The 23,261-nt window shown below is 62.6% G+C and carries 26 protein-coding genes; 7 read left to right on the plus strand and 19 right to left on the minus strand.

All coding sequences use genetic code 11. From position 1 onward, the window contains the following. Positions 1–336 (minus strand): Hsp20 family protein (locus tag LZ496_RS00005; protein ID WP_249902555.1); only part of this gene is annotated, 336 nt, incomplete at its 3' end. Between the two features lie 206 nt (positions 337–542). Then, positions 543–1,793 (minus strand): SulP family inorganic anion transporter, encoded by a 1,251-nt coding sequence (locus LZ496_RS00010; RefSeq protein ID WP_249902556.1) that lies wholly within the window; start codon positions 1,791–1,793, stop codon positions 543–545. 143 nt (positions 1,794–1,936) lie between these two features. Here LZ496_RS00010 and LZ496_RS00015 point away from each other — a divergent pair, with 143 nt between their 5' ends. From LZ496_RS00015 to LZ496_RS00025, 3 genes are all read left to right on the plus strand, one after another. Then, the gene (locus LZ496_RS00015; RefSeq protein ID WP_249902557.1) at positions 1,937–2,296 is read left to right on the plus strand and encodes a hypothetical protein; all 360 of its coding nucleotides are present in this window, start codon (positions 1,937–1,939) and stop codon (positions 2,294–2,296) included. A 315-nt stretch (positions 2,297–2,611) separates the two neighbouring features. Then, positions 2,612–3,517 carry a UDP-2,3-diacylglucosamine diphosphatase gene (locus tag LZ496_RS00020; protein WP_436286439.1) on the plus strand — a complete coding sequence of 302 codons (906 nt, stop codon included), beginning with the start codon at positions 2,612–2,614 and terminating at the stop codon, positions 3,515–3,517. Continuing rightward, positions 3,514–4,581: a glycosyltransferase family 4 protein gene (locus tag LZ496_RS00025; protein WP_249902558.1), complete on the plus strand. Its 1,068-nt coding sequence runs from the start codon at positions 3,514–3,516 to the stop codon at positions 4,579–4,581. The genes LZ496_RS00020 and LZ496_RS00025 overlap by 4 nt, the downstream gene beginning before the upstream one ends. On the opposite strand, the gene LZ496_RS00030 is transcribed toward LZ496_RS00025, so the two are convergent. From LZ496_RS00030 to LZ496_RS00075, 10 genes are all read right to left on the minus strand, one after another. Further along, entirely contained in the window at positions 4,578–5,393 is an 816-nt protein-coding gene (locus tag LZ496_RS00030; protein WP_436286457.1) for a class I SAM-dependent methyltransferase, read from the minus strand. The genes LZ496_RS00025 and LZ496_RS00030 overlap by 4 nt on opposite strands. A 79-nt stretch (positions 5,394–5,472) precedes the next feature. Next, positions 5,473–6,984, minus strand: coding sequence for a CpaF family protein (locus LZ496_RS00035; protein ID WP_249902560.1), 1,512 nt, complete (start codon positions 6,982–6,984; stop codon positions 5,473–5,475). A gap of 117 nt (positions 6,985–7,101) precedes the next feature. Beyond that, positions 7,102–8,229, minus strand: coding sequence for a glycosyltransferase family 2 protein (locus LZ496_RS00040; RefSeq protein WP_249902561.1), 1,128 nt, complete (start codon positions 8,227–8,229; stop codon positions 7,102–7,104). A gap of 57 nt (positions 8,230–8,286) precedes the next feature. Then, entirely contained in the window at positions 8,287–9,729 is a 1,443-nt protein-coding gene (locus LZ496_RS00045) for a hypothetical protein (protein WP_249902562.1), read from the minus strand. A gap of 144 nt (positions 9,730–9,873) precedes the next feature. Continuing rightward, positions 9,874–10,134 carry an ATP synthase F1 subunit epsilon gene (locus tag LZ496_RS00050; RefSeq protein ID WP_249902563.1) on the minus strand — a complete coding sequence of 87 codons (261 nt, stop codon included), beginning with the start codon at positions 10,132–10,134 and terminating at the stop codon, positions 9,874–9,876. A 4-nt stretch (positions 10,135–10,138) separates the two neighbouring features. Further along, positions 10,139–10,324 carry an eL24 family ribosomal protein gene (locus tag LZ496_RS00055; RefSeq protein WP_249902564.1) on the minus strand — a complete coding sequence of 62 codons (186 nt, stop codon included), beginning with the start codon at positions 10,322–10,324 and terminating at the stop codon, positions 10,139–10,141. Positions 10,325–10,329: 5 nt separating this feature from the next. Continuing rightward, positions 10,330–11,847, minus strand: a complete 1,518-nt coding sequence (gene atpD, locus LZ496_RS00060; protein ID WP_249902565.1) for a F0F1 ATP synthase subunit beta — start codon at positions 11,845–11,847, stop codon at positions 10,330–10,332. 30 nt (positions 11,848–11,877) lie between these two features. Continuing rightward, on the minus strand, positions 11,878–12,765 hold the full coding sequence (locus LZ496_RS00065) for a F0F1 ATP synthase subunit gamma (RefSeq protein ID WP_249902567.1): 888 nt from the start codon (positions 12,763–12,765) through the stop codon (positions 11,878–11,880). 18 nt (positions 12,766–12,783) lie between these two features. Next, entirely contained in the window at positions 12,784–14,313 is a 1,530-nt protein-coding gene (gene atpA / locus LZ496_RS00070; RefSeq protein ID WP_249902568.1) for a F0F1 ATP synthase subunit alpha, read from the minus strand. A gap of 2 nt (positions 14,314–14,315) precedes the next feature. Beyond that, a complete protein-coding gene (locus LZ496_RS00075) occupies positions 14,316–14,870 on the minus strand; it encodes a F0F1 ATP synthase subunit delta (RefSeq protein ID WP_249902569.1) in 555 nt (184 codons plus the stop codon). A 219-nt stretch (positions 14,871–15,089) separates the two neighbouring features. Here LZ496_RS00075 and LZ496_RS00080 point away from each other — a divergent pair, with 219 nt between their 5' ends. Continuing rightward, positions 15,090–15,557 carry a DUF1203 domain-containing protein gene (locus LZ496_RS00080; RefSeq protein WP_249902570.1) on the plus strand — a complete coding sequence of 156 codons (468 nt, stop codon included), beginning with the start codon at positions 15,090–15,092 and terminating at the stop codon, positions 15,555–15,557. Here the strand turns inward: LZ496_RS00080 and LZ496_RS00085 are convergent. Then, positions 15,554–16,015 carry a GNAT family N-acetyltransferase gene (locus tag LZ496_RS00085; protein ID WP_249902571.1) on the minus strand — a complete coding sequence of 154 codons (462 nt, stop codon included), beginning with the start codon at positions 16,013–16,015 and terminating at the stop codon, positions 15,554–15,556. The genes LZ496_RS00080 and LZ496_RS00085 overlap by 4 nt on opposite strands. A 68-nt stretch (positions 16,016–16,083) precedes the next feature. Between LZ496_RS00085 and LZ496_RS00090 the strand changes: the two genes are divergently transcribed. Further along, complete coding sequence (locus tag LZ496_RS00090) at positions 16,084–17,151, plus strand: bifunctional transcriptional activator/DNA repair enzyme AdaA (protein ID WP_436286440.1); 1,068 nt, start codon at positions 16,084–16,086, stop codon at positions 17,149–17,151. Between the two features lie 4 nt (positions 17,152–17,155). Here LZ496_RS00090 and LZ496_RS00095 read toward each other — a convergent pair whose 3' ends face one another. From LZ496_RS00095 to LZ496_RS00115, 5 genes are all read right to left on the minus strand, one after another. Then, a complete protein-coding gene (locus tag LZ496_RS00095; RefSeq protein ID WP_249902573.1) occupies positions 17,156–19,318 on the minus strand; it encodes a primosomal protein N' in 2,163 nt (720 codons plus the stop codon). An 18-nt stretch (positions 19,319–19,336) separates the two neighbouring features. Next, a complete protein-coding gene (gene purC / locus LZ496_RS00100; protein WP_249902574.1) occupies positions 19,337–20,119 on the minus strand; it encodes a phosphoribosylaminoimidazolesuccinocarboxamide synthase in 783 nt (260 codons plus the stop codon). Positions 20,120–20,200: 81 nt separating this feature from the next. Further along, complete coding sequence (locus LZ496_RS00105) at positions 20,201–20,503, minus strand: hypothetical protein (RefSeq protein WP_249902575.1); 303 nt, start codon at positions 20,501–20,503, stop codon at positions 20,201–20,203. 2 nt (positions 20,504–20,505) lie between these two features. Beyond that, on the minus strand, positions 20,506–20,712 hold the full coding sequence (locus LZ496_RS00110; RefSeq protein ID WP_249902576.1) for a hypothetical protein: 207 nt from the start codon (positions 20,710–20,712) through the stop codon (positions 20,506–20,508). A 13-nt stretch (positions 20,713–20,725) separates the two neighbouring features. Beyond that, positions 20,726–20,899 (minus strand): hypothetical protein, encoded by a 174-nt coding sequence (locus LZ496_RS00115; RefSeq protein WP_249902577.1) that lies wholly within the window; start codon positions 20,897–20,899, stop codon positions 20,726–20,728. A gap of 142 nt (positions 20,900–21,041) precedes the next feature. Between LZ496_RS00115 and LZ496_RS00120 the strand changes: the two genes are divergently transcribed. Then, positions 21,042–21,965, plus strand: a complete 924-nt coding sequence (locus LZ496_RS00120) for a LysR substrate-binding domain-containing protein (protein WP_249902578.1) — start codon at positions 21,042–21,044, stop codon at positions 21,963–21,965. A 544-nt stretch (positions 21,966–22,509) separates the two neighbouring features. Beyond that, positions 22,510–22,971, plus strand: a complete 462-nt coding sequence (locus tag LZ496_RS00125) for a pyridoxamine 5'-phosphate oxidase family protein (RefSeq protein WP_249902579.1) — start codon at positions 22,510–22,512, stop codon at positions 22,969–22,971. Here LZ496_RS00125 and LZ496_RS00130 read toward each other — a convergent pair. Next, on the minus strand, positions 22,940–23,149 hold the full coding sequence (locus LZ496_RS00130) for a hypothetical protein (protein ID WP_249902580.1): 210 nt from the start codon (positions 23,147–23,149) through the stop codon (positions 22,940–22,942). The two genes, LZ496_RS00125 and LZ496_RS00130, sit on opposite strands and share 32 nt — an antisense overlap. Positions 23,150–23,261: the final 112 nt, after the last annotated feature.

Consider the following 23,261-nt stretch of genomic DNA (forward strand, 5'->3'; position numbering starts at 1 on the left):
ATCGGCCTCAGCCACCTTGACGAAATCGGCCAGGCCGAACTTTCGTTCGAACTGCCGGTTGGCGATTCCGCGATGGATGTAATCAATACCTTCGTCATCGCTTCGCTTGCCACTGACGATCAGCTGGTTTTGCTGGGCAGTGATGTCAATTTCATCGCGGCTGAAGCCAGCCACCGCCAGGTTGATGCGGTAATGGTTGTCGTCAACTCTAATGAGATCGAACGGCGGGTAGTTTTCAGAACCCTGTCCTAGCGAGCTGTTTTCCAGAAGGTCAAACAGCCGATCAAAGCCGACCGTGGAGCGCCGATAGGGCGCAAAATCAAACGCACTGCGCATATCTGTCCTCCTCTAGAGCAACCAGACGGGACGCAGTGCCGACAAGCCCCTGAGTCCCGTCGCCAGCCAGTTCTTGGCCGGCGGGCGGGAATTTGGTTTTGGGGAAAAAGATTTCAAGAGGCCGAAACGAACCTTCGCTAACGTCCACTTTGGGTGGAAAGCGGTCATTAGCCTCGCAGTCGATGATCGAACGCGGATCCGCCGGTCTATCGATCGGGTGGCGTCCACTCAGCGGGCTCGACATCTCTTCGAATAAGGCGTTGCGCCAGGCCCACAGCCGTTCCGACCGCAATTGCCACTGTGAGGTCGCTGACAACGGTCAGTGTCATGGTGAGGAACAGCAAGAACCGGTCTGCGGGACGTGCGTGTAGGTGCTCGCGCCAGCGATGCGGCTCGCTCATTGACCATGCGGTTACGATTAATAGCGCAGCCAGCGCAGGCATCGCGAGATAGCCAGCCAGCGGAGCAGCTGCGACAACGAATATCAGGATCGCGATCGCATGGACAATGCCCGACACGGGCGTGCGCCCGCCTGCCCGCACATTGGTCGCAGTGCGGGCGATAGCGCCGGTTGCTGGAAGGCCGCCAAACAGGGGCGAGGCGATGTTTGCGGCACCCTGGGCAAGCAGTTCGGCGTTGGATCGATGAGCCCCGCCGACCATCCGGTCTGCAACAATCGCAGAGAGCAGGGATTCAACTCCGGCCAGGAAGGCGATCACCAAAGCCGAGGGAAGTAGCTCGCTAATCCGCGCAATACTTATCGGCGGCAATGAGGGATACGGAAGCCCGTTTGGCAGATCGCCAAATCGAGAATGGATTGTCTCGACTGGAAACGAGAATAGCGCGACCAAGGCTGACGCCAGTGCAATGACCACAATCGAGCCCGCCCGACGTCGTAGCAGAGCAATCGCGACGATTGAGGCAAGGCCGACGACGGCGGCCACGGCGTTCACTGAGTGCCGTGCATTCCACAGGGCGGGCACAGTGTCGACGAAGTCGGCAGGTAGTTTTGTGACGGATAAGCCGAACAGATCCTTGAGCTGGCTGACGGCAATGATCAGCGCAATTCCCATCGTGAAGCCCTCGATCACCGATTCCGGGATGAGCGCGATCAGTTTTCCGGCCCGGGCCAAGGCGGCGCCGACCAATATCACGCCGGCCATCAGGGTTGCTAGCAGCAGGCCGTCGAAGCCGAATTGCTCGATCACTCCATAGACAACGACAATGAAAGCGCCGGTAGGGCCCCCGATCTGGACCCTGCTTCCGCCCAGCCCCGAAATCAGTAACCCACCTACAATTGCCGTAACCAACCCCGCCGCCGGTTCAGCCCCCGAGGCAATAGCGATGGCGATGCTCAATGGGAGCGCGACCATCGCGACGGTGAAGCCCGCCAGTGCGTCGGCCACGAAAAGCTTCGAGGAATAATCCTGAATGGTGGTGAGCAGCTTTGGCTTCATTGGCCAAGGCTATCGGGTCGATTGGCGGGGGGCAAATGGCAGCCGCTGCGTCCCTCCGGTTGGATTGCGGACGCTTGGCTAATGACCGCAATGGGTCGAACCTTTTGACCTCGGCGAGCGAGCCCGTGCCAGAAGCTTCGCGGATGCAGACAATGGCCGCGGCCAAGCGCCACAACCGTGAATTTGATGCTCGCAGGCGCGCCGCAGAAGAGGAAGCCGCGCGCCAACGGGCTGCGGCGGAACGAAGGCGCCAACTGGAACAGAAGGCGGTCACGGTCCTCGAACAGCTGCTTGATGAGCAAGCTCGACTGCAGCGATTGCGGACATTTGTTGGTCCGTTAATGGAGGTGGCGCCGAACCTTCCGGAGAGAACGAGACGGCTGTTGGTTTGGGCAGGGGCAAGGCTCGATCAGCTCGAGGCCGGCCTCAGTCCCGAGGGACTGGAGCAACGCCTTGTCGCTGCCGATCTGTTCGATGAAGAAAGTGACCAGGAAACGGCGTAAATCAGCCAAAATGCTCCACAGTGTTCCGCTGGTTCAAAGTGAACTTGGGCGGTTGGGAAACGGCCTTCAGATTGGCTAAAACGGCAATCTTCCAGATCCATAAACGTTGAAAATCAACAGCTTGGCTGAGGCAGCCGGAGTTGACATCGCAGGGGTCGCAAGTTCAATCCTTGCCACGCCCACCATTTTTCCAATAAAATTCAATGAGTTGTTGCTTTAGGCACTGAGCGCCTTGCAACAATAATGTCGTCGAACTGCAACGCCGATGACGCGGCGCTTCGCTAGGAACTTCCTTGACCGTATCGGGAGGGGTTGATGGGATCTGTCCAGCCGCCGCCGCGGAAATCCGCCGGCATCAAGCTTCCGCCAGGCTTTGTGCCGGCATTCCAGGACGAACCGATGCATTTCGAGCCGGGTATTCCCCGGCTTCTTCTTAGGACCGTCTGGATTTCCGACACGCACCTGGGAACGCCTGGCTGCAAGGCGGAACTTCTGCTCGATTTCCTCAAAAGCATCGAGTGCGAAACGCTCTACCTGGTCGGCGACATCGTCGATGGCTGGCAATTGAAGAAGGGCTGGTATTGGCCGGCGAGGCATAATGACGTTGTGCGCTGTTGGCTGAAGATGGCCAAGCATGGAACGCGCGTCATTTTCGTGCCGGGCAACCATGACGAGATTTTCCGCGACTATGTCGGGCTCAATTTCGGCGGGATCGAAGTGGCGAGCCAGTGCATCCACGTCACGGCCGACGGTCGAAGTCTGCTGGTTCTTCACGGAGACGAATTCGACGGAATCGTGCTTTGCGCCAAGTGGCTCGCCCTGTTGGGCGACCAGGCTTATACCCTTCTGCTGAAGCTCAACGCTGTGCTCAACAGGGTACGCCGGATGCTGGGCAAGCCCTATTGGTCGCTGTCGGCGCTGCTCAAGAAGCGCGTGAAGAATGCGGTCGAGTTCATTTCCAATTTCGAGCAGGCCGTCGCTCACGCTGCTCACGAACGCGGCGCGGATGGCGTGGTGTGCGGCCACATCCATACCGCCGAAATCCGCCAGATCGGCGAGGTAACCTATTATAACGACGGCGACTGGGTCGAAAGCTGCACGGCGCTGGTCGAACATGCCGACGGGCGGATGGAGATCCTGGATTGGGCGGCGCGCAAGCGCGAAGAAGCGGCCGGGGGCGGCCAGGCTTCGATTGCCGTCCCGCAAAGGGCGTTCGCTTGAAGATCGCGATCGCGACTGACGCCTGGCATCCTCAAGTCAACGGCGTTGTCCGTTCGCTGGCGATGACCGCCGCCCGGCTTCTGGAAATCGGGCATGAGGTCAAAGTCATAGAGCCAAGTCCGTTTCGCACCATCGCCTGTCCCACCTATCCGGAAATCAGGCTCGCGCTTGGCGCTGGGAGCGGGGTAGAGGCGATGCTCGACGCGGCGGAGCCGGATGCGATCCATATTGCCACCGAAGGGCCTATTGGCTGGGCCGCGCGCGGGTGGTGCCTGAAGCGGGGCAGGCAATTCACCACCAGCTTCCACACGCGGTTTCCGGATTATGTAGCGATGCGCACCGGGATTCCGACAGACTGGATCTGGCCGGTCATGCGGCGCTTTCATCGGCCGGCAAAACGAACATTCGCAGTTACGAAATCACTTGCCGAAGAACTGGAGAAAAGAGGGATCGGGCCGATCCACCATTGGCCGCTCGGCGTCGACCTCAGCCAGTTCAATCCGGCGGTTGCACCTCACCCGGCCCTTCAGTCATTGCCGCGACCGATCATGCTCAATGTCGGCCGCGTGGCCGTCGAGAAGAATATAGAGGCATTTCTGAATTGCCCGGTGCCCGGCAGCAAAGTGGTAGTCGGCGGCGGGCCGGCGCTCGAAGCCCTGCAAGCTCGCTATCCCGAAACATTGTTCATGGGCGTCAGGCATGGTGCGGAGTTGGCATCCATCTATCGCGCCGCGGATGTTTTCGTGTTTCCAAGCCTGACCGACACCTTCGGACTGGTGAATATCGAGGCACTTGCCTGCGGACTTCCCGTCGCATCTTATCCGGCGAGCGGGCCACTCGACATACTCGGTCCGGACGGCCGGGGCGTGCATGCCGGCAAGCGGCGCATCGGCGGCGTCGACCGATATCTGGCCGCAGCCGTGCAGCGCGCACTTACCGCGGATCGCGTCGCCTGTGCTGCGGAGGCCCGGCATTACGGCTGGGACCGGTGCACCGATCGCTTCCTTGAAGGATTGGCGACCGACGCTCCGCTCTATCTGGATCAGCGCGCGGAAGCCGCCTAGTTCGGCTTGACGAACTTCAGTGTCATCCGGTCGCTTTCGCCGATCGCCAGATATTTCGCACGATCCTTGTCGCCGAGCTGTAGGGACGGTGGCAACGTCCAGACGCCTTCGGGATAGTCCTTGGTGTCCTTGGGATTGGCATTGATCTCGCTTGCCCCGGCAAACTGGAAGCCGGCGGCTTCGGCGAGTCTTCGGACGGTCGATACCTTGACGTAGCCGCTTGTCATTTGCCGAGCGTCGTCGGCTTCTTCGGGCAGACGATGCTCGACCACGCCGAGGGTTCCGCCCGGCTTCAACACGCGAAAGGCCTCGGCGAAGACCTGGTCGGCGATGGGGGCGTCGCCATCCAGCCAGCTGTGGACGTTGCGGAACGTCAGGACGAGGTCGGCGCTTCCCGCCGCGATAGATGTTGGCTGCCCGGAATTGAAGGTTGCCACCTGCACCTTGCCATAGACTGGATTGCTTCCGATCTTGGTGCGGATGCGCTGGTCGTAATTGCCGGCGGGCGGAACCACGTAAAGTGTGCCGCCGGTCGCGAGATAGGGGGCGAGCACTTCCGTGTACCAGCCACCACCAGGCCATAGCTCAACGACAGTCTGTCCTGGTTGAAGGCCGAAGAAGGTCAGCGTTTCGGCCGGGTGGCGATATTTGTCCCGAGCGACATTCGCCGGAGTGCGTGTCGGCGCGGCAAGCACGGCCGACAAAGGCGATGGCTGCTCCACGGCGGGCTTAGCTGCTTCGGTCGACTGCTGGGCGGCCAGGGGGGCAGCTGCGGCGGCGATCAGGAAAAACGCTGCGGCACGGCGAACCATCATTTGTCTCCTCAAACGAATGCGGCCCGGACATTGGCCGGGCCGCGTTACAGGAGCAATGCTGGTTTCGACGAATGACCTACAGGCAGGATTCCAGATAGGGCTGGTCGAAGCCGAATTGCTTGGCCTTTTCGAGCGTGTAGGGACGAAGGCCCATCGAGCGATATTCGCCGATGATCTTTCCATCCGCGGTCTCGTCCAAATACTCGAACTTGAACAGTTCCTGGGTGACGATGACTTCGCCTTCCATCCCGATCACCTCGGTGATGTTGGTCGTGCGGCGCGAACCGTCGCGTAGGCGCTTCACCTGGACGATGAGGTCGACCGAGTCAGCGATCTGGCGTGAGATCGCTTCCTTCGGGATCTTGATGTCGCCCATCATGACCATGTTTTCCATACGAGCCAGGCATTCGCGCGGGCTGTTGGAGTGAAGCGTCGCCATCGAGCCGTCGTGGCCGGTGTTCATCGCCGCCAGGAGATCGAAACACTCCTGGCCGCGAATTTCGCCGAGGATGATGCGGTCTGGGCGCATACGCAGGGCGTTGATGACGAGGTCGCGAATGGTAATAGCGCCCTGGCCCTCAAGGTTCGGCGGACGGGTTTCCAGCGGCAGCCAGTGCGGCTGCTGAAGCCGGAGTTCGGCCGCGTCCTCGATGGTAATCACGCGCTCGCCCGGGTCGATCATCTTCGACAGGGCATTGAGCATGGTCGTCTTACCCGAACCGGTACCGCCGGAGATGATGACGTTCATTCGGCAGGCGCCGGCGATCTTCAGGCAGGTCGCCATCTTCTCCGACATCGAGCCGAAGCCGCGCATCATGTCGAGCGTGATCGGTTTTTCGGAGAATTTACGAATGGAGATGGCGGTGCCGCGCAGGGAGAGCGGCGGAATAATGACGTTGACGCGGCTGCCATCCTGAAGGCGGGCGTCGGCCAGCGGCGTGGTCTGATCGACGCGGCGGCCGACCTTGTTGACGATGCGCTGGGCGATCTGGAACAGATGCTCCTCGTCGCGGAACTGGATCTTGGCCAGCTCAAGCTTGCCCTTGCGTTCGATGAAGGTCTGGTCGGGCCCGTTGACCATGATGTCGCTGACGGCCGGATCGGCGAGCAGTTCCTCGAGCGGCCCGAGACCCAGCAGTTCGTCGACCAGCACTTTTTCCAGCGCGAAGGTTTCGCGGCGGTTGAGGTTGATCTTCAGCTCCGCAAGCACTTCGGAGATGATCGGCCGGAATTCTTCGGCGAGCTCATCCTTGCCCAGCGTTGCCGCCGCCTCGGGATCGACACGCTCCAGCAAGCGCGGCAGCACTTGTTCCTTGATGCGGTGGACCGATGCCTCGAAGCCTTCGGCCTTGTGGCCCGCGCGCTCGCCGCTGGCGTTCTGACGGTCGTTGAGACGATCCATCGCCGCACCGGGCTGGGCAGGCATGCCACCGCCCTCGTCCGGGCCTTCGGATTCAACTGGCGTGGGGACATCTTCCGGTACAGGCGGAAACTGATCGCCGCCAGCTCCACCCTTCATCGGGCGGGCGACACCGAAGCTGGGCCGTTGCCCAGCACCGAGACCGTTGCGCTTGCCGAATGCGTTCATAACCAACGATTCCCAATTCAATCCGCGGAAAACCGAAATGGTGAATAAGGGGCAAACTTTGAGAAAAGACTAATATCGACCGAAATAATGCCTGACCCGTCGCCTGGATCGGTGACGTTAGCGCTTGGTCCAGGTCAGCCAGCTGCTGGCGACGTAGTTCCAGACCGAACCGACGATCGCTCCCGCAATCCCCGCGATCCACCAACCGTGGAACTGCTCGTACACCAGGCTGCCGATACCGACATTGGCGACCGCGCCCAAAGAGCAGACGAGGTAGAAGGAGAAGAGCCCGCCGACCCAGGCAAAGCCCTTGAGCTGCTGGTCGCGGTAGGTGAACTTGTTGTTCAAGGCGAAGTTGAACGTCATCGCGCCGATCACCGCCAACGCTTGCGATGTTGCGAAGGGCGCACCGACCATGTTCATTGCCATGTATAGCAGGGTGAGGTGCACACCGACGCCAAGCATTCCGATCGCACCGAACTGAACTAGCTTCACCGGGACGAACCGGCCGATCGCCTTGTCCAGCAGCAGTTCGAGATATTCGAGCGCGACCATCTCATCGAGCTTGGACTCGCCATGCTGACGCGTGCCGAACGTGTATCCGACCTCCGCAACTTTGAGCGGACGCGGATGAGAAGCGACAAGGTCCAGAAGAATCTTATAGCCGACGGTGCTGAGACGCGGCGCTGCTTCGAGCAGGATGTCACGGCGAACGGCGAAGAAACCGCTCATCGGATCCGAAAGCCTTGTCTTCATGATCGGCGAAGCGAGGGCTGTTGCAAACCGGCTGATCTTCAGGCGGTCCTCCGCCCATTCCCCGGTCGAGCCATTGGCTGCATAGCGCGTGCCGATTGCCAGTTCGTGGCCTTTGTCTGCAATGGCACGATAGAGATCGGGCAGGACCTTCTCGTCATGTTGGAGGTCCGCATCGATCACGGCAACGATCGGCGTCGTGGAAGCGAGGGCGCCCTCGACGACAGCCGACGATAGGCCGCGGCGGCCGATACGGCGGATCAGGCGGACGCGGCGGTCACTCTGCGCGATGCGGGTCAGAAGTTCGGGTGTACCGTCGGTCGAACTGTCGTCGACGAAGATTGCTTCCCATTCGATCCCGGCGAGCGCGACGCCAAGCCGTTCCAGCAGTGGTTCGACATTGCCGGCTTCGTTTTTCGTTGGAATGACGACGCTAAGCTGCAGTGGCTCATCGTTGATGGCATGCCTGGGATCGACGGACTGCTGCAACATACGGTTACCCCTGGGAATCTAAGGGTATCACCCAAGCAGCTTAAGGTAAAAGGGAAGTTAACGGTTGGGCGGGGCAAGGTCTCGACGTTGCCAGATTGTCACGTCATCGACGCTCTTAGAATAGCCGGGCGGCGTTATTAGGATCGGTCGGTAATTCTCCGCCATGCTGCGCGACAGAAGTGCCTGGATCTCGGGCATCCGGCGCCCCTTGGCGGCAGCTCGAGTGACGACCACCGCCGGCCGCTGCGCCAAGATGCGCGAGACTTCTGTGACGGTATCCACCCCGACCGCGCCGGCTTCGGTGATGAGTACCAGATGATCCGGGAACAGGTAACGTGACGGGCGGCAGTCGGGGAAGTCGATGTAAATGCGACTGGGGCCGTCCGCGACATAGACGCAGCCGCCGCGCCGCGCTTGGTCGATCGTGCGGCGGATATGCTCATACTGCGCCGCCTGGCGCTGGTGAAGGCGCCAGTCGATCGGCGTCCCTTCCACCAGGTAAAACCCGGCAACGCCGATGAACAGCAACCAGCGGCTGGAGCGATCGAATGCGGTTGCTGCAGAGATGCAGAGCGGGACCAGGAACGGCAGCGTATAATGGTCGAAGAAGGCAGGAACGCCGAGGTAACCGAGCAGGGCAGCAGCGATCCAGCCCAACAGCAGCTTCTGGCCTATGTCATGCGGCTGGGCTCGCCAGCGATGGACAGCTCCCAAGCCGCCCATGCCGATCAACGGCAGCAGGAATAGGATAAAATAGGCCGCGCCAGCGACCTTCGCCAATAGTCGCCATCCCCGTCGTTCGAAAATCGAGACGTAGTTGGCATAGACGAACTCGCCGAGCGCAGCTTCGCCTGCCACGGCATAGCCAGCGAGGCAGAGGAGGGTGGGGAGGAGGGCGACAACGACCATTGCCGCGCCCGTAAGGGCGACTGCCCCCCGGCCGCAGCCGTTGCGCTTTAGCATCCACAGAAAGGCGAGGCCGAAATATGCGCCTTCGATAAAGCTGATCTGCTTGATGGTCATCGCCAGGCCGCAGAGTAACATGGCGCCCATTGCATGGCGGCGGATGGAGCCGGCGCGGTCCTGATCCGAAGCGCGGAACATGAGCCATGCGGCGCCGGCGATCAGTAGATTATAGAATACCGGGGACTGGCCGGTCTGTCCGCCGAATACCGGCATGGCCAAGAGGTAGGCGACCGCGGCCAGCGTGGCGCTGGTCGCCGAAGCGAAACGAAGTGCGATCTGGCGGATGACTAGCGCGGTGGCGGCGGCAAATGCTGTGCCGACGAGGTTTAGGCCGAGGATGCTGCCGTCACTTATCCAGGCGATCCCGGCGTAGAGCAGGAACAGCCCGAGTGGTTTGCGGTCCCATATGTCAAGATAAGGCCAGCGGCCATTCAGCAACTCTTCGCCGGCCAGCAGGTAAAATTGGTCGTCAACATGTGCGACCGGGTCCCACCAGGCAACGATGCGCGTGGCGACCGCGACCGCCAGGATCAAAAGGATGGCTGTCCGCGTGGAGCTTAGGAAATCTTCTTTCCCGCCGGCGGAAAGTGACGGAGATGGGCTTAAATCAATCGACGCCGCACTTCCCAACATGTCCTCCCTTTACCCGCCCTTACCTCGGCGGGCGCAGGGAGAGTGTCAGGCGTTGGCGCTTTCGGCAAGCACGACCAGGCCCTGATCGCCGACCTCGGCGAAGCCGCCGGAAACGGTGATGGTTTCAGGTCCGGAACCCGGGGTCTTGTAGATCTTGAGCTCGCCGTCCTTCAGCGTGGTCATGAAGGGCGCATGGCCGGCCATGACGCCGAACTCGCCTTCGCTGCCCGGGACGACAACCATATGCACTTCGTCCGAACGGACGAGCTTTTCCGGGGTCACCAGCTCGAAATGAAGGTCGGCCATCTACTTACTTCTTTCCTTCGATCGCGGAGTCGAACGACGACGCCGCTTTCTCGAATTTGTCCCGGCAGCCCGGGTTGCAAAAGCCGACCACCTTGCCCTGGTAGAGCGTCAGGCTGTCTTCCTGGACGGGGTCACCCGACCAGGGACAGGTCTCGTTGACGCAATCTTCCAGGCGAAGGCCGTCGGCCATTTCGCTTAGGCGCCCTGGGCCAGCTTTTCGGCCTTGGCGACCGCTTCCTCGATGCCGCCGACCATGTAGAAGGCAGCTTCCGGAAGATGGTCATATTCGCCACTCACAACCGCCTTGAAAGAGGCGACCGTGTCTTCGACCTGGACGAACTTGCCCTGGATGCCGGTGAACACTTCGGCGACGTGGAACGGCTGGCTGAGGAAGCGTTGGATCTTGCGGGCGCGGCTGACGACCAGCTTATCTTCTTCCGAAAGCTCGTCCATGCCCAGGATCGCGATGATGTCCTGGAGCGACTTGTACTTCTGCAACGTCTCCTGGACCGCGCGGGCCACGTCATAATGCTCCTGGCCGACAATCGCTGCGCTCAGCACGCGGCTGGTCGAGTCCAGCGGATCGACGGCCGGGTAAATGCCCAGCTCCGAAATGGCGCGCGACAGAGTGGTCGTCGCGTCCAAGTGGGCGAAGGAGGTGGCCGGTGCCGGATCGGTCAAGTCGTCGGCCGGAACGTAGATTGCCTGGACGGACGTGATCGAGCCCTTGTTGGTCGACGTAATCCGCTCCTGAAGCGTGCCCATGTCGGTAGCCAGTGTCGGCTGATAGCCCACGGCTGAAGGAATACGGCCCAAGAGCGCCGACACTTCCGAACCTGCCTGTGTGAAGCGGAAGATGTTGTCGACGAAGAACAGAACGTCCTGGCCTTCCTGGTCGCGGAAATATTCGGCCTGGGTGAGGCCCGACAGGGCGACGCGGGCGCGCGCTCCCGGCGGCTCGTTCATCTGGCCGAACACCAGAGCGACCTTCGAGCCTTCCGGCGTCGGGTTGCCGTCGGCGTCCTTGGCGATAACGCCTGCGTCGAGGAATTCGTGATAGAGGTCGTTGCCCTCACGAGTACGCTCGCCGACGCCCGCGAACACGGACACGCCGCCGTGGCCCTTTGCGATGTTGTTGATCAGTTCCTGGATCAGCACGGTCTTGCCGACGCCGGCGCCGCCGAACAGGCCGATCTTGCCGCCCTTGGCGTAGGGGGCGAGGAGGTCGATGACCTTGATACCGGTGACGAGGATGCTCGCTTCGGTCGACTGGTCGACGAAGGCTGGCGCGTCGGCGTGGATCGGGGCGAACTTGTCGCTGCCGATCGGTCCACGCTCGTCGATCGGCTCGCCGATGACGTTCATGATGCGGCCGAGGGTCATGGGGCCGACTGGAACCTGGATCTGCGAACCCGTTGCGGTGACCTGCTGGCCGCGGGTCAGGCCGTCGGTGCCGTCCATGGCGATGGTGCGGACGATGTTCTCGCCGAGGTGCTGCGCGACCTCGAGCACCAGGCGCTGGCCGCCATTGTCCGTCTCAAGCGCGGCCAGGATCGGCGGCAGCTCGCCTTCGAACGCGACGTCGACGACGGCGCCGATCACCTGCGCGACCTTGCCGACGATGTTGCCGCCGGTGGTCGGCGACGTGGGAGCGGGCGCGCTCTTGGTCGCGGCCTTCTTGGTGCGGGTCTTGGGCTCAGCGGCGGTTGCCATGTTCGGTTTCCTTGCCTTTTCTTATTCGTTTTAGAGCGCTTCGGCGCCCGAGATGATTTCGACGAGTTCGGTGGTGATCGCCGCCTGACGCTGGCGATTATACTGGATCGAGAGGCGATTGATCATGTCGCCCGCGTTGCGGGTCGCATTGTCCATCGCCGTCATCTGCGATCCGTAGAAGCCGGCGGCGTTTTCGAGCAGCGCATGATAAAGCTGAACCGAGAAATTGCGCGGCAGCAGTTCGGCCAGGATCGCTTCTTCGTCCGGCTCATATTCGACCGATGCCGGCGCAGCCTTGGCCTTGTCCGTTTCGGCAACTGGCGTTCCGACCACCGGGAAGATCTGCTTGATCTTCGGCTCCTGGGCCAGGACCGACCGGAACTCGCTGTAGGCGAGGTGCACGACGTCGAACTGCGAGCTCTGGAACCGGTCCACGAGGTCCTCGGCAATGGCTCGAGCGTCAGTGAAGGCGGGCGCCTTCATGTGGCTCGTGTCATACTGGCCGATGATCGCCTTCGGGGCGACGCGCTGGATCGCCGGGCGGCCCTTGCGGCCAACGATGTAGAACAGGACGGTCTTGCCCTCGGCGACCAACTCCTGCGCCTTCTTGCGGACGGCGCGGATGATGTTTGTGTTGAAGGCGCCGGCCAGACCGCGGTCGCTGGTGACGACGACGATCAGGTGCGTGTCGTCCTTGCCCGTGCCGCGGATCAGGCGGGGCGAGCTATCGCTGACCTGGACTCTTGAAACCAGCCGGTTGACGGTTTCCGACAAGCGGGTCGAATAAGGACGGCCGGCCTCGGCGCTCGACTGCGCACGGCGCAGCTTCGCCGCGGCGACCATCTTCATCGCCTTGGTGATCTTCTGCGTCGACTTCACCGAGCCGATGCGAAGCTTCAATGACTTGAGGCTGGCCATCGCCGAAGCGTCCCTGTCTTAAGCGAACTGGTTGCCGAAGGTGGTGAGCGCATCCTTCAGCTTGGCGGCGGTGTCGTCGTCCAGCTGCTTGCTGTCGCGGATCGACTTCAGCACATCGGCATGCTCGGCGCGAAGGAAGCTGATCATCGCCGCTTCGTAGCGAACGACGTCCTTCACTTCGACCGCGTCGAGGAAGCCCTGGGTGCCCGAATAGATCGAGGCGACCTGCTCTTCGACCGGCATCGGGCTGTACTGAGGCTGCTTCAGCAGCTCGGTCAGGCGCGCGCCGCGGGCCAGCAGCTTCTGGGTCGCGGCGTCGAGGTCCGAGCCGAACTGGGCGAAGGCTGCCATTTCGCGATACTGGGCGAGCTCCAGCTTGATCGAGCCGGCGACCTTCTTCATCGCCTTGGTCTGCGCGGCCGAACCGACGCGGCTGACCGAAAGACCGACGTTAATCGCCGGGCGGATGCCCTGGTAGAAGAGGTCGGTTTCGAGGAAGATCTGGCCATCGGTGATCGAGATCACGTTGGTCGGAATGTAGGCCGACACGTCGCCTGCCTGCGTTTCAATGATCGGCAGCGCGGTCAACGAGCCATTGCCGTTATCGTCGTTCATCTTCGCGGCGCGCTCGAGGAGGCGCGAGTGGAGATAGAAGACGTCGCCCGGATAGGCTTCGCGGCCCGGCGGACGGCGGAGCAGCAGCGACATCTGGCGATAGGCGACGGCCTGCTTCGAAAGATCGTCGTAAACGATGACGGCGTGCATGGCGTTATCACGGAAGAATTCGCCCATCGTCACGCCGGCGTAGGGCGCGAGATACTGAAGCGGAGCCGGTTCCGAAGCGGTCGCGGCGACGACGATCGAATATTCCATCGCGCCATTCTCTTCGAGCGCGCGGACGATCTGGGCGACAGTCGAGCGCTTCTGTCCGACCGCGACATAGATGCAATAGAGCTTCTGGCTCTCGTCGCCGCCCTTGTTGATTTCCTTCTGGTTGATGAAGGTATCGATGGCGACGGCGGTCTTGCCGGTCTGGCGGTCGCCGATGATCAGCTCGCGCTGACCCCGGCCGACGGGAACGAGCGCGTCGAGCGCCTTGAGGCCGGTCTGCACCGGCTCGTGCACCGACTTCCTCGGGATGATGCCCGGGGCCTTCACTTCGACGCGGCGGCGCTCGGTCGTCTCGATCGGGCCCTTGCCGTCGATCGGGTTGCCGAGTGCGTCGACGACGCGGCCGAGCAGGCCCTTGCCGACGGGAACGTCGACGATCGCGCCGGTGCGCTTGGCGGTCGTGCCTTCCTTGATCGCGGAGTCGGAGCCGAAGATCACGACGCCGACATTGTCGCTCTCGAGGTTGAGGGCCATGCCCTTGGTGCCGTCCTCGAACTCGACCATTTCGCCGGCCTGGACATTGTCGAGACCGTGAATACGGGCGATGCCGTCGCCGACCGACAGCACGCTACCGACTTCCGAAACCTGCGCGTCGGCGTCGAAGTTCGCGATCTGGTCGCGAATGACGCGGGAAATTTCAGCGGCGCGGATATCCATGTTCAGCCTTTCATCGCCTGGGCGAGTGTGTTGAGTTTCGTGCGGATCGAGGCATCGATCATCTGGCTTCCGTGCCGGACGATAATGCCTCCGAGAATTTCGGGATCGACCTTGGCTTCAACCGCGACATCGCGGCCGAGGCGGGCCTTAAGGTTCGACTTGAGTGCGGTCATCTGGCCGTCGTCGAGCGGACGGGCCGAGATGACTTCGGCGGTTGTTTCGCCGCGGTGCTGGGCTGCGAGTTGGCGAAAGATCTTGATGACCGCCTTCAGCTCGCGGAGCCGGCCATTGTCGGCGAGGACGCCGAGGAACTTACCGGTGATCGGATCGATACCAAGGGCAGGGGTCACGGCGCGCATTGCCCGGCCGGCGTCGACACGGTCGATCAGCGGGCTGGTTGCCAGCGTCCTAAGGTCAGGCGATTCGGCAATCGCCGCCTCGACAGTCGCGAGGCTGCGGGTGACCGCATCAATCTGCTTTTCGTCACGGGCAAGGCCGAACAGAGCGGTTGCGTACCGCCCCGCTAAGCTGGCCTGGATGCCGCCGGAATTATCCACGCGCTCAAAGCTCCAACAGGTGAATCTGTACCATGCATTGAACGGGGCACAGCAGCCGGGAAACCGCGCGCCCCTCATGGGTTGGCGCGCCCCTAGCAGGGGGTAGCAGGGGATGCAAGGAGGCGAATTCCCGAGTTATCGGGGGGCCAAATCCCGAGGCGTGCGTTTAAGCGCAAGCGGTGGGAAGCCGGTTTGCTTCGACTGCCCTAATCTGGCGGCATGACCTACCGCATTTCCGGCCTCGAGCCTTCGCAATTCGCACACCTAATCGGACTTAGTGATGAGGAACTGGTCCGCCATGGCGCAGCCCGAATGATTGCCAGCGAGGAATCTGGCTTTCCGTGCCGCATCCAACTCGACGATGCCAAGGCAGGCGAGCCACTCTTGCTCGTCAACTACGTCTCGCACGATGGTAATAATCCTTACCGGGCCAGCCATGCGATTTTCGTCAGCGAAACGGCCCCAGTTGCGTCAACTTATGAGGATGAGATCCCGCCTGCACTGGATCGGCGCATCCTGTCACTGCGCGCCTTTGATGCCAACGGCATGATGGTCGATGCGGCAATCGTACAGCCGGGCGAGGCGGATCCCGCTATTCGGCGCATGCTTGCTGACGCGGCGATCGACCATATCGATGCTCATAATGCCACTCGCGGCTGCTTCGCCGCCCGGGTCGAGCGAGCTTAGATCGCCCTGGTGAAAAAGCGGGTGAACGGGGTGTCTGCGTACCCAGCGAATGAGCCGCAATTCACAAAACCCTCTCGCTCGTACAGCCGAAGCGCGGCCGCGAACTGGTCGGTCGAACCCGTCTCGAGGCTAAGGCGGGACATTCCTTCAGCTCGGGCAGCCGCGACGATGTGGTCAAGCAAGGCCTTACCGACGCCGCGGCCTAGCGCCTCGCTTGCTGTGCGCATCGATTTGATTTCGCCATGTCCCGGCTCAAGCCGTTTCAGCGCGCCGCAGCCGAGCAAGCCGCCGTTCTCCCGTATCGTGAAGAAACGGATCGCGGGATCCTTCAACCCGTCGATCGGAAGCACATGGCAGGCTTCCGGCGGCGATCCAGCTCGCATCTCGGCGAAATGCTGGGTCAAGAGAGCGCGCACATCTTCAAGTTCGAGCTCGCCTTCATGGAATTGCCAGGCCAAAACCACTACCTCACTTTGACCGCAAGTGTTGGGAAGCGGGACCTAGGCCCGACACCTATGTTAGGTCCATGCTGATGCGAACAATTGACACGAACGACGCTTGGGAAGCCGCCTGGGAGGCCTTTGATCGCCGTGACCGAAGCTGGGATGGCCGGGTCATCGGTGCGGTCAAGACGACCGGGATCTACTGTAAGCCAAGCTGCCCGGCCCGCCGGCCGAAGCGCGAGAATGTGGAATTCTTTCTCGACGCCGAGGCGGCCCGTGCTGCCGGCTATCGGCCGTGCCTGCGCTGCAAGCCGGATGAAGTCGGACGCGACCGAGAGGCAGTGGCCAAGGCGATCCAGCTGATCGAGCGAGCGGAGGAGCCGCCAAGACTGGGCGAGCTTGCCAGCGCGGTCGGCTATGCCGAACATCATTTCCAGCGAATTTTCACCCGCGATGCCGGCGTGTCGCCGGCCGCATATGCGCGCGCCGTGCGCGCTCGCCGCGCCGAAGCCCATCTTCAGGAGGACAAGAGCGTGACTGAGGCAATGTACGATGCGGGCTATGCCGCGCCCAGCCGCTTCTACGCCGACGCCAAGGAACGTTTGGGTATGACGCCTTCAGCTTGGCGAGACGGCGGGCGAGGCGAGACCATCCGTTATGTGGTCACCGATAGCCCGCTCGGTCCCTTGCTTGTCGCGGCCACGGCGAAAGGCATTTGCCGGCTGACGTTCGACGAAGACGAGCGCGCGCTTCGGAGTCGGTTCCCGAATGCGGAAATCCTTCCCGACGATGGCACGATCGCGCCGTGGGTCGCGGGTGCGCTGAAAGCGATCAACACGCCGCAATCGGCGCCCGAACTTCCGATCGACGTGCACGGCACCGCATTCCAGGAAGCGGTGTGGAGGGAGCTGCGCAAGATCCCGCTCGGCGAGACGCGGAGCTATGCCGACATTGCCAAGGCCGTAGGCGACCCGAACGCAACGCGCGCTGTGGGCACTGCCAATGGTTCCAACCCAGTCGCGGTCCTCGTACCGTGTCACCGGGTAATTCGCTCAGATGGTACACTCGGCGGCTATGCGGGCGGTCTCGATCGGAAGAAGAAGCTGCTCGCAGCAGAGGGTGCGTCGCTACCCCAGCCTGATTTGCTGTAGAGCCTTATAGGAAGCTGTAGGGATCTACATCCACGGCAACCCGAACCTTGCTGCTCCATTCCAATGCGCCAAGCCAGTCGCGGATGACGTCCTGGACGTCCAGTTTTCGGGCTGCGTGGACGAGTAGGCGCTGCCGGTGGCGGCCGCGGAGCATGGCGAGCGGGGCGGGAGCTGGGCCGAATACCGCCATGCCTTCGATGGTTGGGGCGGCATTGCCGATCCGGCGCGCAACGGATTCTGCCTGGGCCTTGTCCTCGCTGGAAACGATGATCGCGGCTAGCCGTCCGAAGGGCGGCATTGCGGCATCGCGGCGGGCGTCGGTTTCGGCGGCGTAGAAACCGGGTGCGTCGCCTGAAACTAGCGCCGCAATCACCGGAGCTTCCGGATCGTGGGTCTGGACCAGCACTCTGCCCGGCTTGTCTCCCCGACCGGCGCGGCCGGCGACTTGCTGGATCTGCTGGAAGCTACGCTCTGCTGCGCGAAGGTCGCCACCCTGCAGACCGAGGTCGGCGTCGACGACACCTACCAGGGTGAGGTTGGGAAAGTGATAGCCTTTGGTGACGAGCTGCGTGCCGACGACGATGTCGATTTCACCGGCCTCCATCGCGTGGACAAATTCAGCGGCGCGTGCCGGCGACCAGATCGTGTCGCTGGTGACAATCGACGTTCGCGCTTCGGGAAAGAGGTCCGCGACTTCGTCGGCAATCCGCTCCACGCCCGGCCCACAAGCGACGAGGCTTTCCTCCTCGCCGCATTCCGGGCAGTTCTTCGGCGGAGGCATGACATGGCCGCAGTGATGGCATGCCAGCCGGTGCATCAGCCGATGTTCGACCATCCAGGCCGTGCAGTTCGGGCATTGGAAACGGTGGCCGCAAGTTCGGCACAGCGTCAGCGGCGCAAAGCCGCGGCGATTGAGGAACAACAGCGATTGCTCGCCGGCTGCAAGGTTGGCCTCGATTTCCGTCACAAGGCTCGGCGCCAGCCAGCGACCGCGCTGCGGCGGATCCCGGGTGAGGTCGATGGCGCGAATTTCCGGCAGCTCGGCCAGGCCATGGCGTTCGGTCAGCTTCAGCTCTCGGTAGCGGCCGATGTCGACCATGTTGCGCGTCTCGATGGCCGGGGTCGCCGAAGCGAGGATGACGGGGATTTCCTCGAAATGGCCGCGCATTACGGCGACGTCTCGGGCGTGATACTGGACGCCTTCCTCCTGCTTGAAGCTCGGCTCATGGGCTTCGTCGACAACGATCAAGCCGAGGTTGGCGTAGGGCAGGAAAAGCGACGAGCGAGCGCCCACGACGACGCGGGCTTCGCCACTGGCAATGGCACGCCACGCCCGCCGACGCTGCGAAGAGCGCAGGTCCGAGTGCCAGGTCACCGGCTCGCAGCCGAACCGGGCGGTGAAGCGTGTCAGGAACGGCTCAGTCAGCGCGATCTCGGGGAGCAGGACCAGCACCTGCTTTTCCTGGCGAACCGCTTCGGCGATCGCCTCGAAATAGACTTCGGTCTTGCCGGAGCCGGTGACCCCGTCGAGCAGGACCGGGTCGAAGCCTTGGCCCACGGTTGCGGTGAGGCTAGCCGACGCCGCTTGCTGTTCCGCGTTGAGGGCTGGCGGCGCGAAATCGGGACCAGGTTCGGGATAGGGCTGGTCCGCGTCGACTTCGACCCGTTCCAGTGCCCCGGCATTGACCAGCCCGCGCATCACCGCGTCGCTGACCTCCGCGTGCGCGGCCAATTCGCGGATCGTGCCTTGCCGGCCTTCTATTCTCGCCAAGGCCTGAAGGCGTTGGGGCGTGAGGCGTGCAGGTTTATCGCCGGTGGGCCGATATTCGATCAGCTGGCGAGGACCTGCCAATGCAGCCGACGTCGATAGAACCATCCGCAATACCGCTGCGATCGGCGACAGATAATAGTCGGCGGTCCATTCGCACAGCCGGCGTAGCGGTGCCGGGATCGGCGGCACGTCGACCAGTCCCGCAAGGGGCCTGAGGCGGTTGTCGCCGACTTCTTCGGTCTGGAGCCGGTCGGCCTCCCAGGCGACACCGATCAACTGTCGCGGGCCGAGCGGTGCGATGACGACGCTGCCCGGTTCGACGGACATACCGTCCGGTACCCTGTAATCCAGCGGACCAAGGGCGGCATTCAAGGTAACTACTCTGGCCCGGGGCACTCCCACACCGGTGACGCGCTACTTTCCGCGCTTCTTGCGGTGCTCGTCGAGATCCAGGACTGCGTTCGCCTCTTCCCCTTCGGGAAGTAGGCCGAGGCGGCGGGCGACTTCCTGATAGGCTTCGGCTTCGCCGCCGAGGCTCTGGCGGAAGCGGTCCTTGTCCAGCTTCTCGTTGGTCTTCATGTCCCACAGTCGGCAGCCGTCGGGCGAGATCTCGTCGGCCAGGATGATCCGGCTGTACTCGCCGTCATAAACGCGGCCGAATTCCAGTTTGAAGTCGATCAGGCGGATGCCGATGGCAGCGAACAGGCCGCACATGAAGTCATTGATGCGGATCGCCATGTCGGCGATGTCGTTCATCTCTTCCTGGCTGGCCCAGCCGAAGCAGGCGATATGCTCGTCCGCGATCATCGGATCGCCAAGGGCATCGTCCTTGTAATAATATTCGATGATCGTGCGGGGGAGCTGGGTGCCTTCCTCGATCCCGAGCCGCTTGGAGATCGAACCTGCCGCGACGTTGCGGACCACCACCTCGATCGGAACGATCTCTACCTGGCGGATCAGCTGCTCGCGCATATTGAGGCGGCGGATGAAATGGGTCGGTACGCCGATCGTCTGCAGCGCGGTGAAGATATGTTCGCTGATGCGGTTGTTGAGGACGCCCTTGCCGCTGATCGTGCCGCGCTTCTGAGCGTTGAAGGCGGTCGCATCATCCTTGAAATATTGGATGAGCGTTCCGGGCTCCGGACCTTCGTAAAGGATCTTGGCCTTGCCTTCGTAGATTTGGCGGCGGCGGGACATTGGCGTTGGGGACTCCGGCGAACATGAAAGAGGGGGCGGCTATAGGCGAGCCGCCCCCTACAACGCAATTGATCGAAGCGGTCAGCCTTCGATGACTTCGAAGTGAACCACCTCCGGCTCCATCTCGATCAAATAATCGGGATCGAAGTCATAATATTTGGCCTTCGCGAGGTCGTCCCCGGCGAAACGCCGGATCGCCGAGAGATCGTCCCACAGGGTGAACATCTCGACCTGGACGACCCCGTTGGAGCGCCGGAACAGGCACCAGGCTGCCCGGTTGCCGCGGGTGGAGCGGTAATCGGGCAACCCGACCTCGGCCATCAGCTGGAGATATTCGGATGCCTTTTCACAGGACACCTGGCCATGCCAACGCCGCGCAATCATGATCAGCAGCAACCGCCGTAACGCAGCTGCGACCAGCGGCTTTCCAGCCGCGACGACGAAGCCATGCCGTGGAACGCGTCGACAAAGGCATTGAAGATCAGTCGGAAATCGCCCGCCAGCGATTCCCGGCCCAGCGCCTCGGGAGCGGGCCGTTCGGACCGTCTAGGTGACGGTCCGCGTGCGGCCCGCTGGATCGGTTCATGTTTCATGGGTCAGTTCCAGTTATCGAGCGGTGCGAGCCGAAGCCTGTCCCGCATTATGCTTCCAGGGAGCATCGAACTGAATGAAGTTGAGGACCTTCAAGGTCCGTCCGATGCCTGCCACCAGCCGGTCGATGCCGTCGTGAAGGGCATCCCGCCCGGCCTGATAGTCACGGTCGAAAATCTCGTCGCGCATCATTGCCTCCTTTGTTTGCGCCGGACGGGCGGGGTGGGGAGAGGGGCCCGTCCAGCGCTTGATGACCATGTAGAGGAGTCGGCTCGTTCATCCCAATGAAAGGCTGGACTGACTTGATAAGCTGGCCTTATAAGCAGCATTGATGAGAAAGCTTCCGCCGCTTGCCGCCGTCCGCGTCTTCGAGGCCGCGGCCCGCCATGAGAATTTTACGGCCGCAGCCAATGAGTTGGGGATGACCCAGGCGGCCGTTTCCTATCAGGTCAAATTATTGGAAGAGCGGCTCGGCGCCGCCCTGTTCGTGCGCGAGAAGGGGCGCGCCAAGCTGACTGGCCTCGGCCTTCGGCTGCTGCCCCAACTGACCCAGGCATTCGACAATATCGAGGCCGCCTTCGCCCAGCACCGCGAGGAGGATGAGGCGCTGTTGACGGTGGCCACCACTTTCACCTTCGCCAACACCTGGCTGGCGTGGCGGCTGGGCAGCTTCCAGGTCGAGCATCCCGACCTTGCTGTCCGGCTGGCGACGTCGAACAAGCTGGTCGACCTTCGGGTCGGCGAGGCGGACGTGGCGATCCGCGCCAGCGCCCGGCCGTGGGAGGGGCTGGTCTCGATCGAGCTGATGAAGGTCGACTTCACCCCGATGTGCGCGCCTTCCTTCTGGAAGCGGATGACCGAGCAGCTCGGCCGTCCGCCGGAGCCCAAGGACCTGCCCAACCTGCCGCTGATCAGCCCGGAGGATTATTGGTGGGACCAATGGTTCGAGGCGGCTGGTGTCGAAGGCGCCGATCGGCCGCGCAAGGCCGGACTTCGCCTGGACAGCCAGGCCGACGAGGGTCATGCCGCGATGGGCGGGCAGGGCTTCGTCCTGCTGACCCCGGCCTTCTGGCGCAACGATCTTCGCGACGGGCGACTGTGCCAGCCGTTCGAGCTGAGGGCGACCGCCGGTTTCCGCTACTGGCTGTGCATCGCGCCGGAGCGCCGAAACGTACCGAAGATCAAACGCTTCAAGGAATGGCTGCTTCGGCAGGTGGAACTGAGCAAGCAGTTGCCGCTGGAGGCGGTGGCGTAAGAGACGCCGAGCGCAGGAGAGACTTTGCGTAGCGAAGTCGAGCCAGCGCGAAGAGACGTCGAATGCCGGCCAGCCTCGCGAAGCGAGGTCTGACGTCACGGGATTCACTCCCGTGACGGCGCTACACCCTTCGGGCGCCTGGGCCCCGGCCTTCGCCGGGGAACAGCCTAACTGGCTTAGCTTCACTATTTTCATGGGCGAATGAGCCATTATTGTGAAGTTAGCGGGGCTTGGGGTGCGCGGATGCGAGGCTCGCGAAGCAGCCGGCGCGGGAAATGCGGGCGTCGGTTTCATGGATTCCTCCCTGGTCAGAGCCGGGAGGCCGTTCGGCGATACAGGAGATGTGGGCTGTAGGACAGAGGTTTTGAGGGGGTGGGAGCTGTCATGCCAGCGGAGGCTGGCATCCATGTTTCGCCGTCAATCACATGGGCCCCAGCCTGCGCTGGGGCGACGGAATAAGGTGTACCAACGGGGCGACGGATCAGGGTGAACCAACCTTGCCGCCCCTGCGTTGGCCGCGAAAGCCAGTAGCAGGAGTATTCCCATGCCCGACCTCAGCCTTTCCGACATCAGCGAGAAGATGCGCGACATCGATTTCACGATGCTTTCGACGCGGACGGAGGGCGGCGCGCTCGCCGCGCGGCCGATGAGCAACAATCGCGAAGTCGACTATGACGGGGACAGCTATTTCTTCACCTGCGACGAGACGCGGCTGGTCGCCGACATCATGCGCGATTCCAACGTCGGGCTGGCTTACCAGGCCAAGTCGGGAATGCTGGGGATGAAGCCCTTCTTCCTGGCGGTCGAGGGAAGGGCGGAAGCGATCAAGGACAAGGGCCGGTTCGAGGAGCATTGGCACAAGGAGCTGGACGCCTGGTTCAAGCAGGGCGTGGATACGCCCGGCCTGACCCTCATCAAGGTGCATGCCGAGCGGCTGCATTATTGGGACGGGTTCGACTCCGGAGAGCTGGACCTCACGCGCCAGAAGGCGGCAGCGGAAGGCTGAAAGGCGCGCGTCCGAGGAGGGCCCGGCCAAGCCGAAGCTCCGGCTGCTCGGCAAGCGCTTCATAGAGCCTCGCCAGTTCAAGGTGGATGGCGGCGACTTCCGACTGGGTTGCGTCGGCGGCAGCCGCGCGCTCCTGGGCGGCGCGCGCGCGATAATATTCGATGTCGTCTGAAGACACGGGGGGTGCGCTCCACGAGAGGATCAGCGGGAGCGCGACGAATTGTCTCTCAGTCCCCGGAATGCTGGAAACCGGACGGGGATGCGAAGTCGTTACAGGAGCGAAGCGGACA

The sequence above is a fragment of the Sphingomonas caseinilytica genome, from assembly GCF_023516455.1.
Lineage (GTDB): Bacteria > Pseudomonadota > Alphaproteobacteria > Sphingomonadales > Sphingomonadaceae > Sphingomicrobium > Sphingomicrobium caseinilyticum.

Coding starts and splice junctions, on each gene's coding strand:
- atpD (WP_249902565.1), bottom strand. CDS start 11,847: ATGGCAACCGCCGCTGAGCCCAAGACCCGCACCAAGAAGGCCGCGACC.
- LZ496_RS00105 (WP_249902575.1), bottom strand. CDS start 20,503: ATGATTGCGCGGCGTTGGCATGGCCAGGTGTCCTGTGAAAAGGCATCC.
- LZ496_RS00110 (WP_249902576.1), bottom strand. CDS start 20,712: ATGAAACATGAACCGATCCAGCGGGCCGCACGCGGACCGTCACCTAGA.
- LZ496_RS00010 (WP_249902556.1), bottom strand. CDS start 1,793: ATGAAGCCAAAGCTGCTCACCACCATTCAGGATTATTCCTCGAAGCTT.
- purC (WP_249902574.1), bottom strand. CDS start 20,119: ATGTCCCGCCGCCGCCAAATCTACGAAGGCAAGGCCAAGATCCTTTAC.
- LZ496_RS00080 (WP_249902570.1), top strand. CDS start 15,090: ATGACCTACCGCATTTCCGGCCTCGAGCCTTCGCAATTCGCACACCTA.
- LZ496_RS00040 (WP_249902561.1), bottom strand. CDS start 8,229: ATGTTGCAGCAGTCCGTCGATCCCAGGCATGCCATCAACGATGAGCCA.
- LZ496_RS00125 (WP_249902579.1), top strand. CDS start 22,510: ATGCCCGACCTCAGCCTTTCCGACATCAGCGAGAAGATGCGCGACATC.
- LZ496_RS00030 (WP_436286457.1), bottom strand. CDS start 5,393: ATGGTTCGCCGTGCCGCAGCGTTTTTCCTGATCGCCGCCGCAGCTGCC.
- LZ496_RS00050 (WP_249902563.1), bottom strand. CDS start 10,134: ATGGCCGACCTTCATTTCGAGCTGGTGACCCCGGAAAAGCTCGTCCGT.
- LZ496_RS00035 (WP_249902560.1), bottom strand. CDS start 6,984: ATGAACGCATTCGGCAAGCGCAACGGTCTCGGTGCTGGGCAACGGCCC.
- LZ496_RS00090 (WP_436286440.1), top strand. CDS start 16,084: ATGCTGATGCGAACAATTGACACGAACGACGCTTGGGAAGCCGCCTGG.
- LZ496_RS00115 (WP_249902577.1), bottom strand. CDS start 20,899: ATGCGCGACGAGATTTTCGACCGTGACTATCAGGCCGGGCGGGATGCC.
- LZ496_RS00120 (WP_249902578.1), top strand. CDS start 21,042: ATGAGAAAGCTTCCGCCGCTTGCCGCCGTCCGCGTCTTCGAGGCCGCG.
- LZ496_RS00065 (WP_249902567.1), bottom strand. CDS start 12,765: ATGGCCAGCCTCAAGTCATTGAAGCTTCGCATCGGCTCGGTGAAGTCG.
- LZ496_RS00055 (WP_249902564.1), bottom strand. CDS start 10,324: ATGGCCGACGGCCTTCGCCTGGAAGATTGCGTCAACGAGACCTGTCCC.
- LZ496_RS00015 (WP_249902557.1), top strand. CDS start 1,937: ATGCAGACAATGGCCGCGGCCAAGCGCCACAACCGTGAATTTGATGCT.
- atpA (WP_249902568.1), bottom strand. CDS start 14,313: ATGGATATCCGCGCCGCTGAAATTTCCCGCGTCATTCGCGACCAGATC.
- LZ496_RS00020 (WP_436286439.1), top strand. CDS start 2,612: ATGGGATCTGTCCAGCCGCCGCCGCGGAAATCCGCCGGCATCAAGCTT.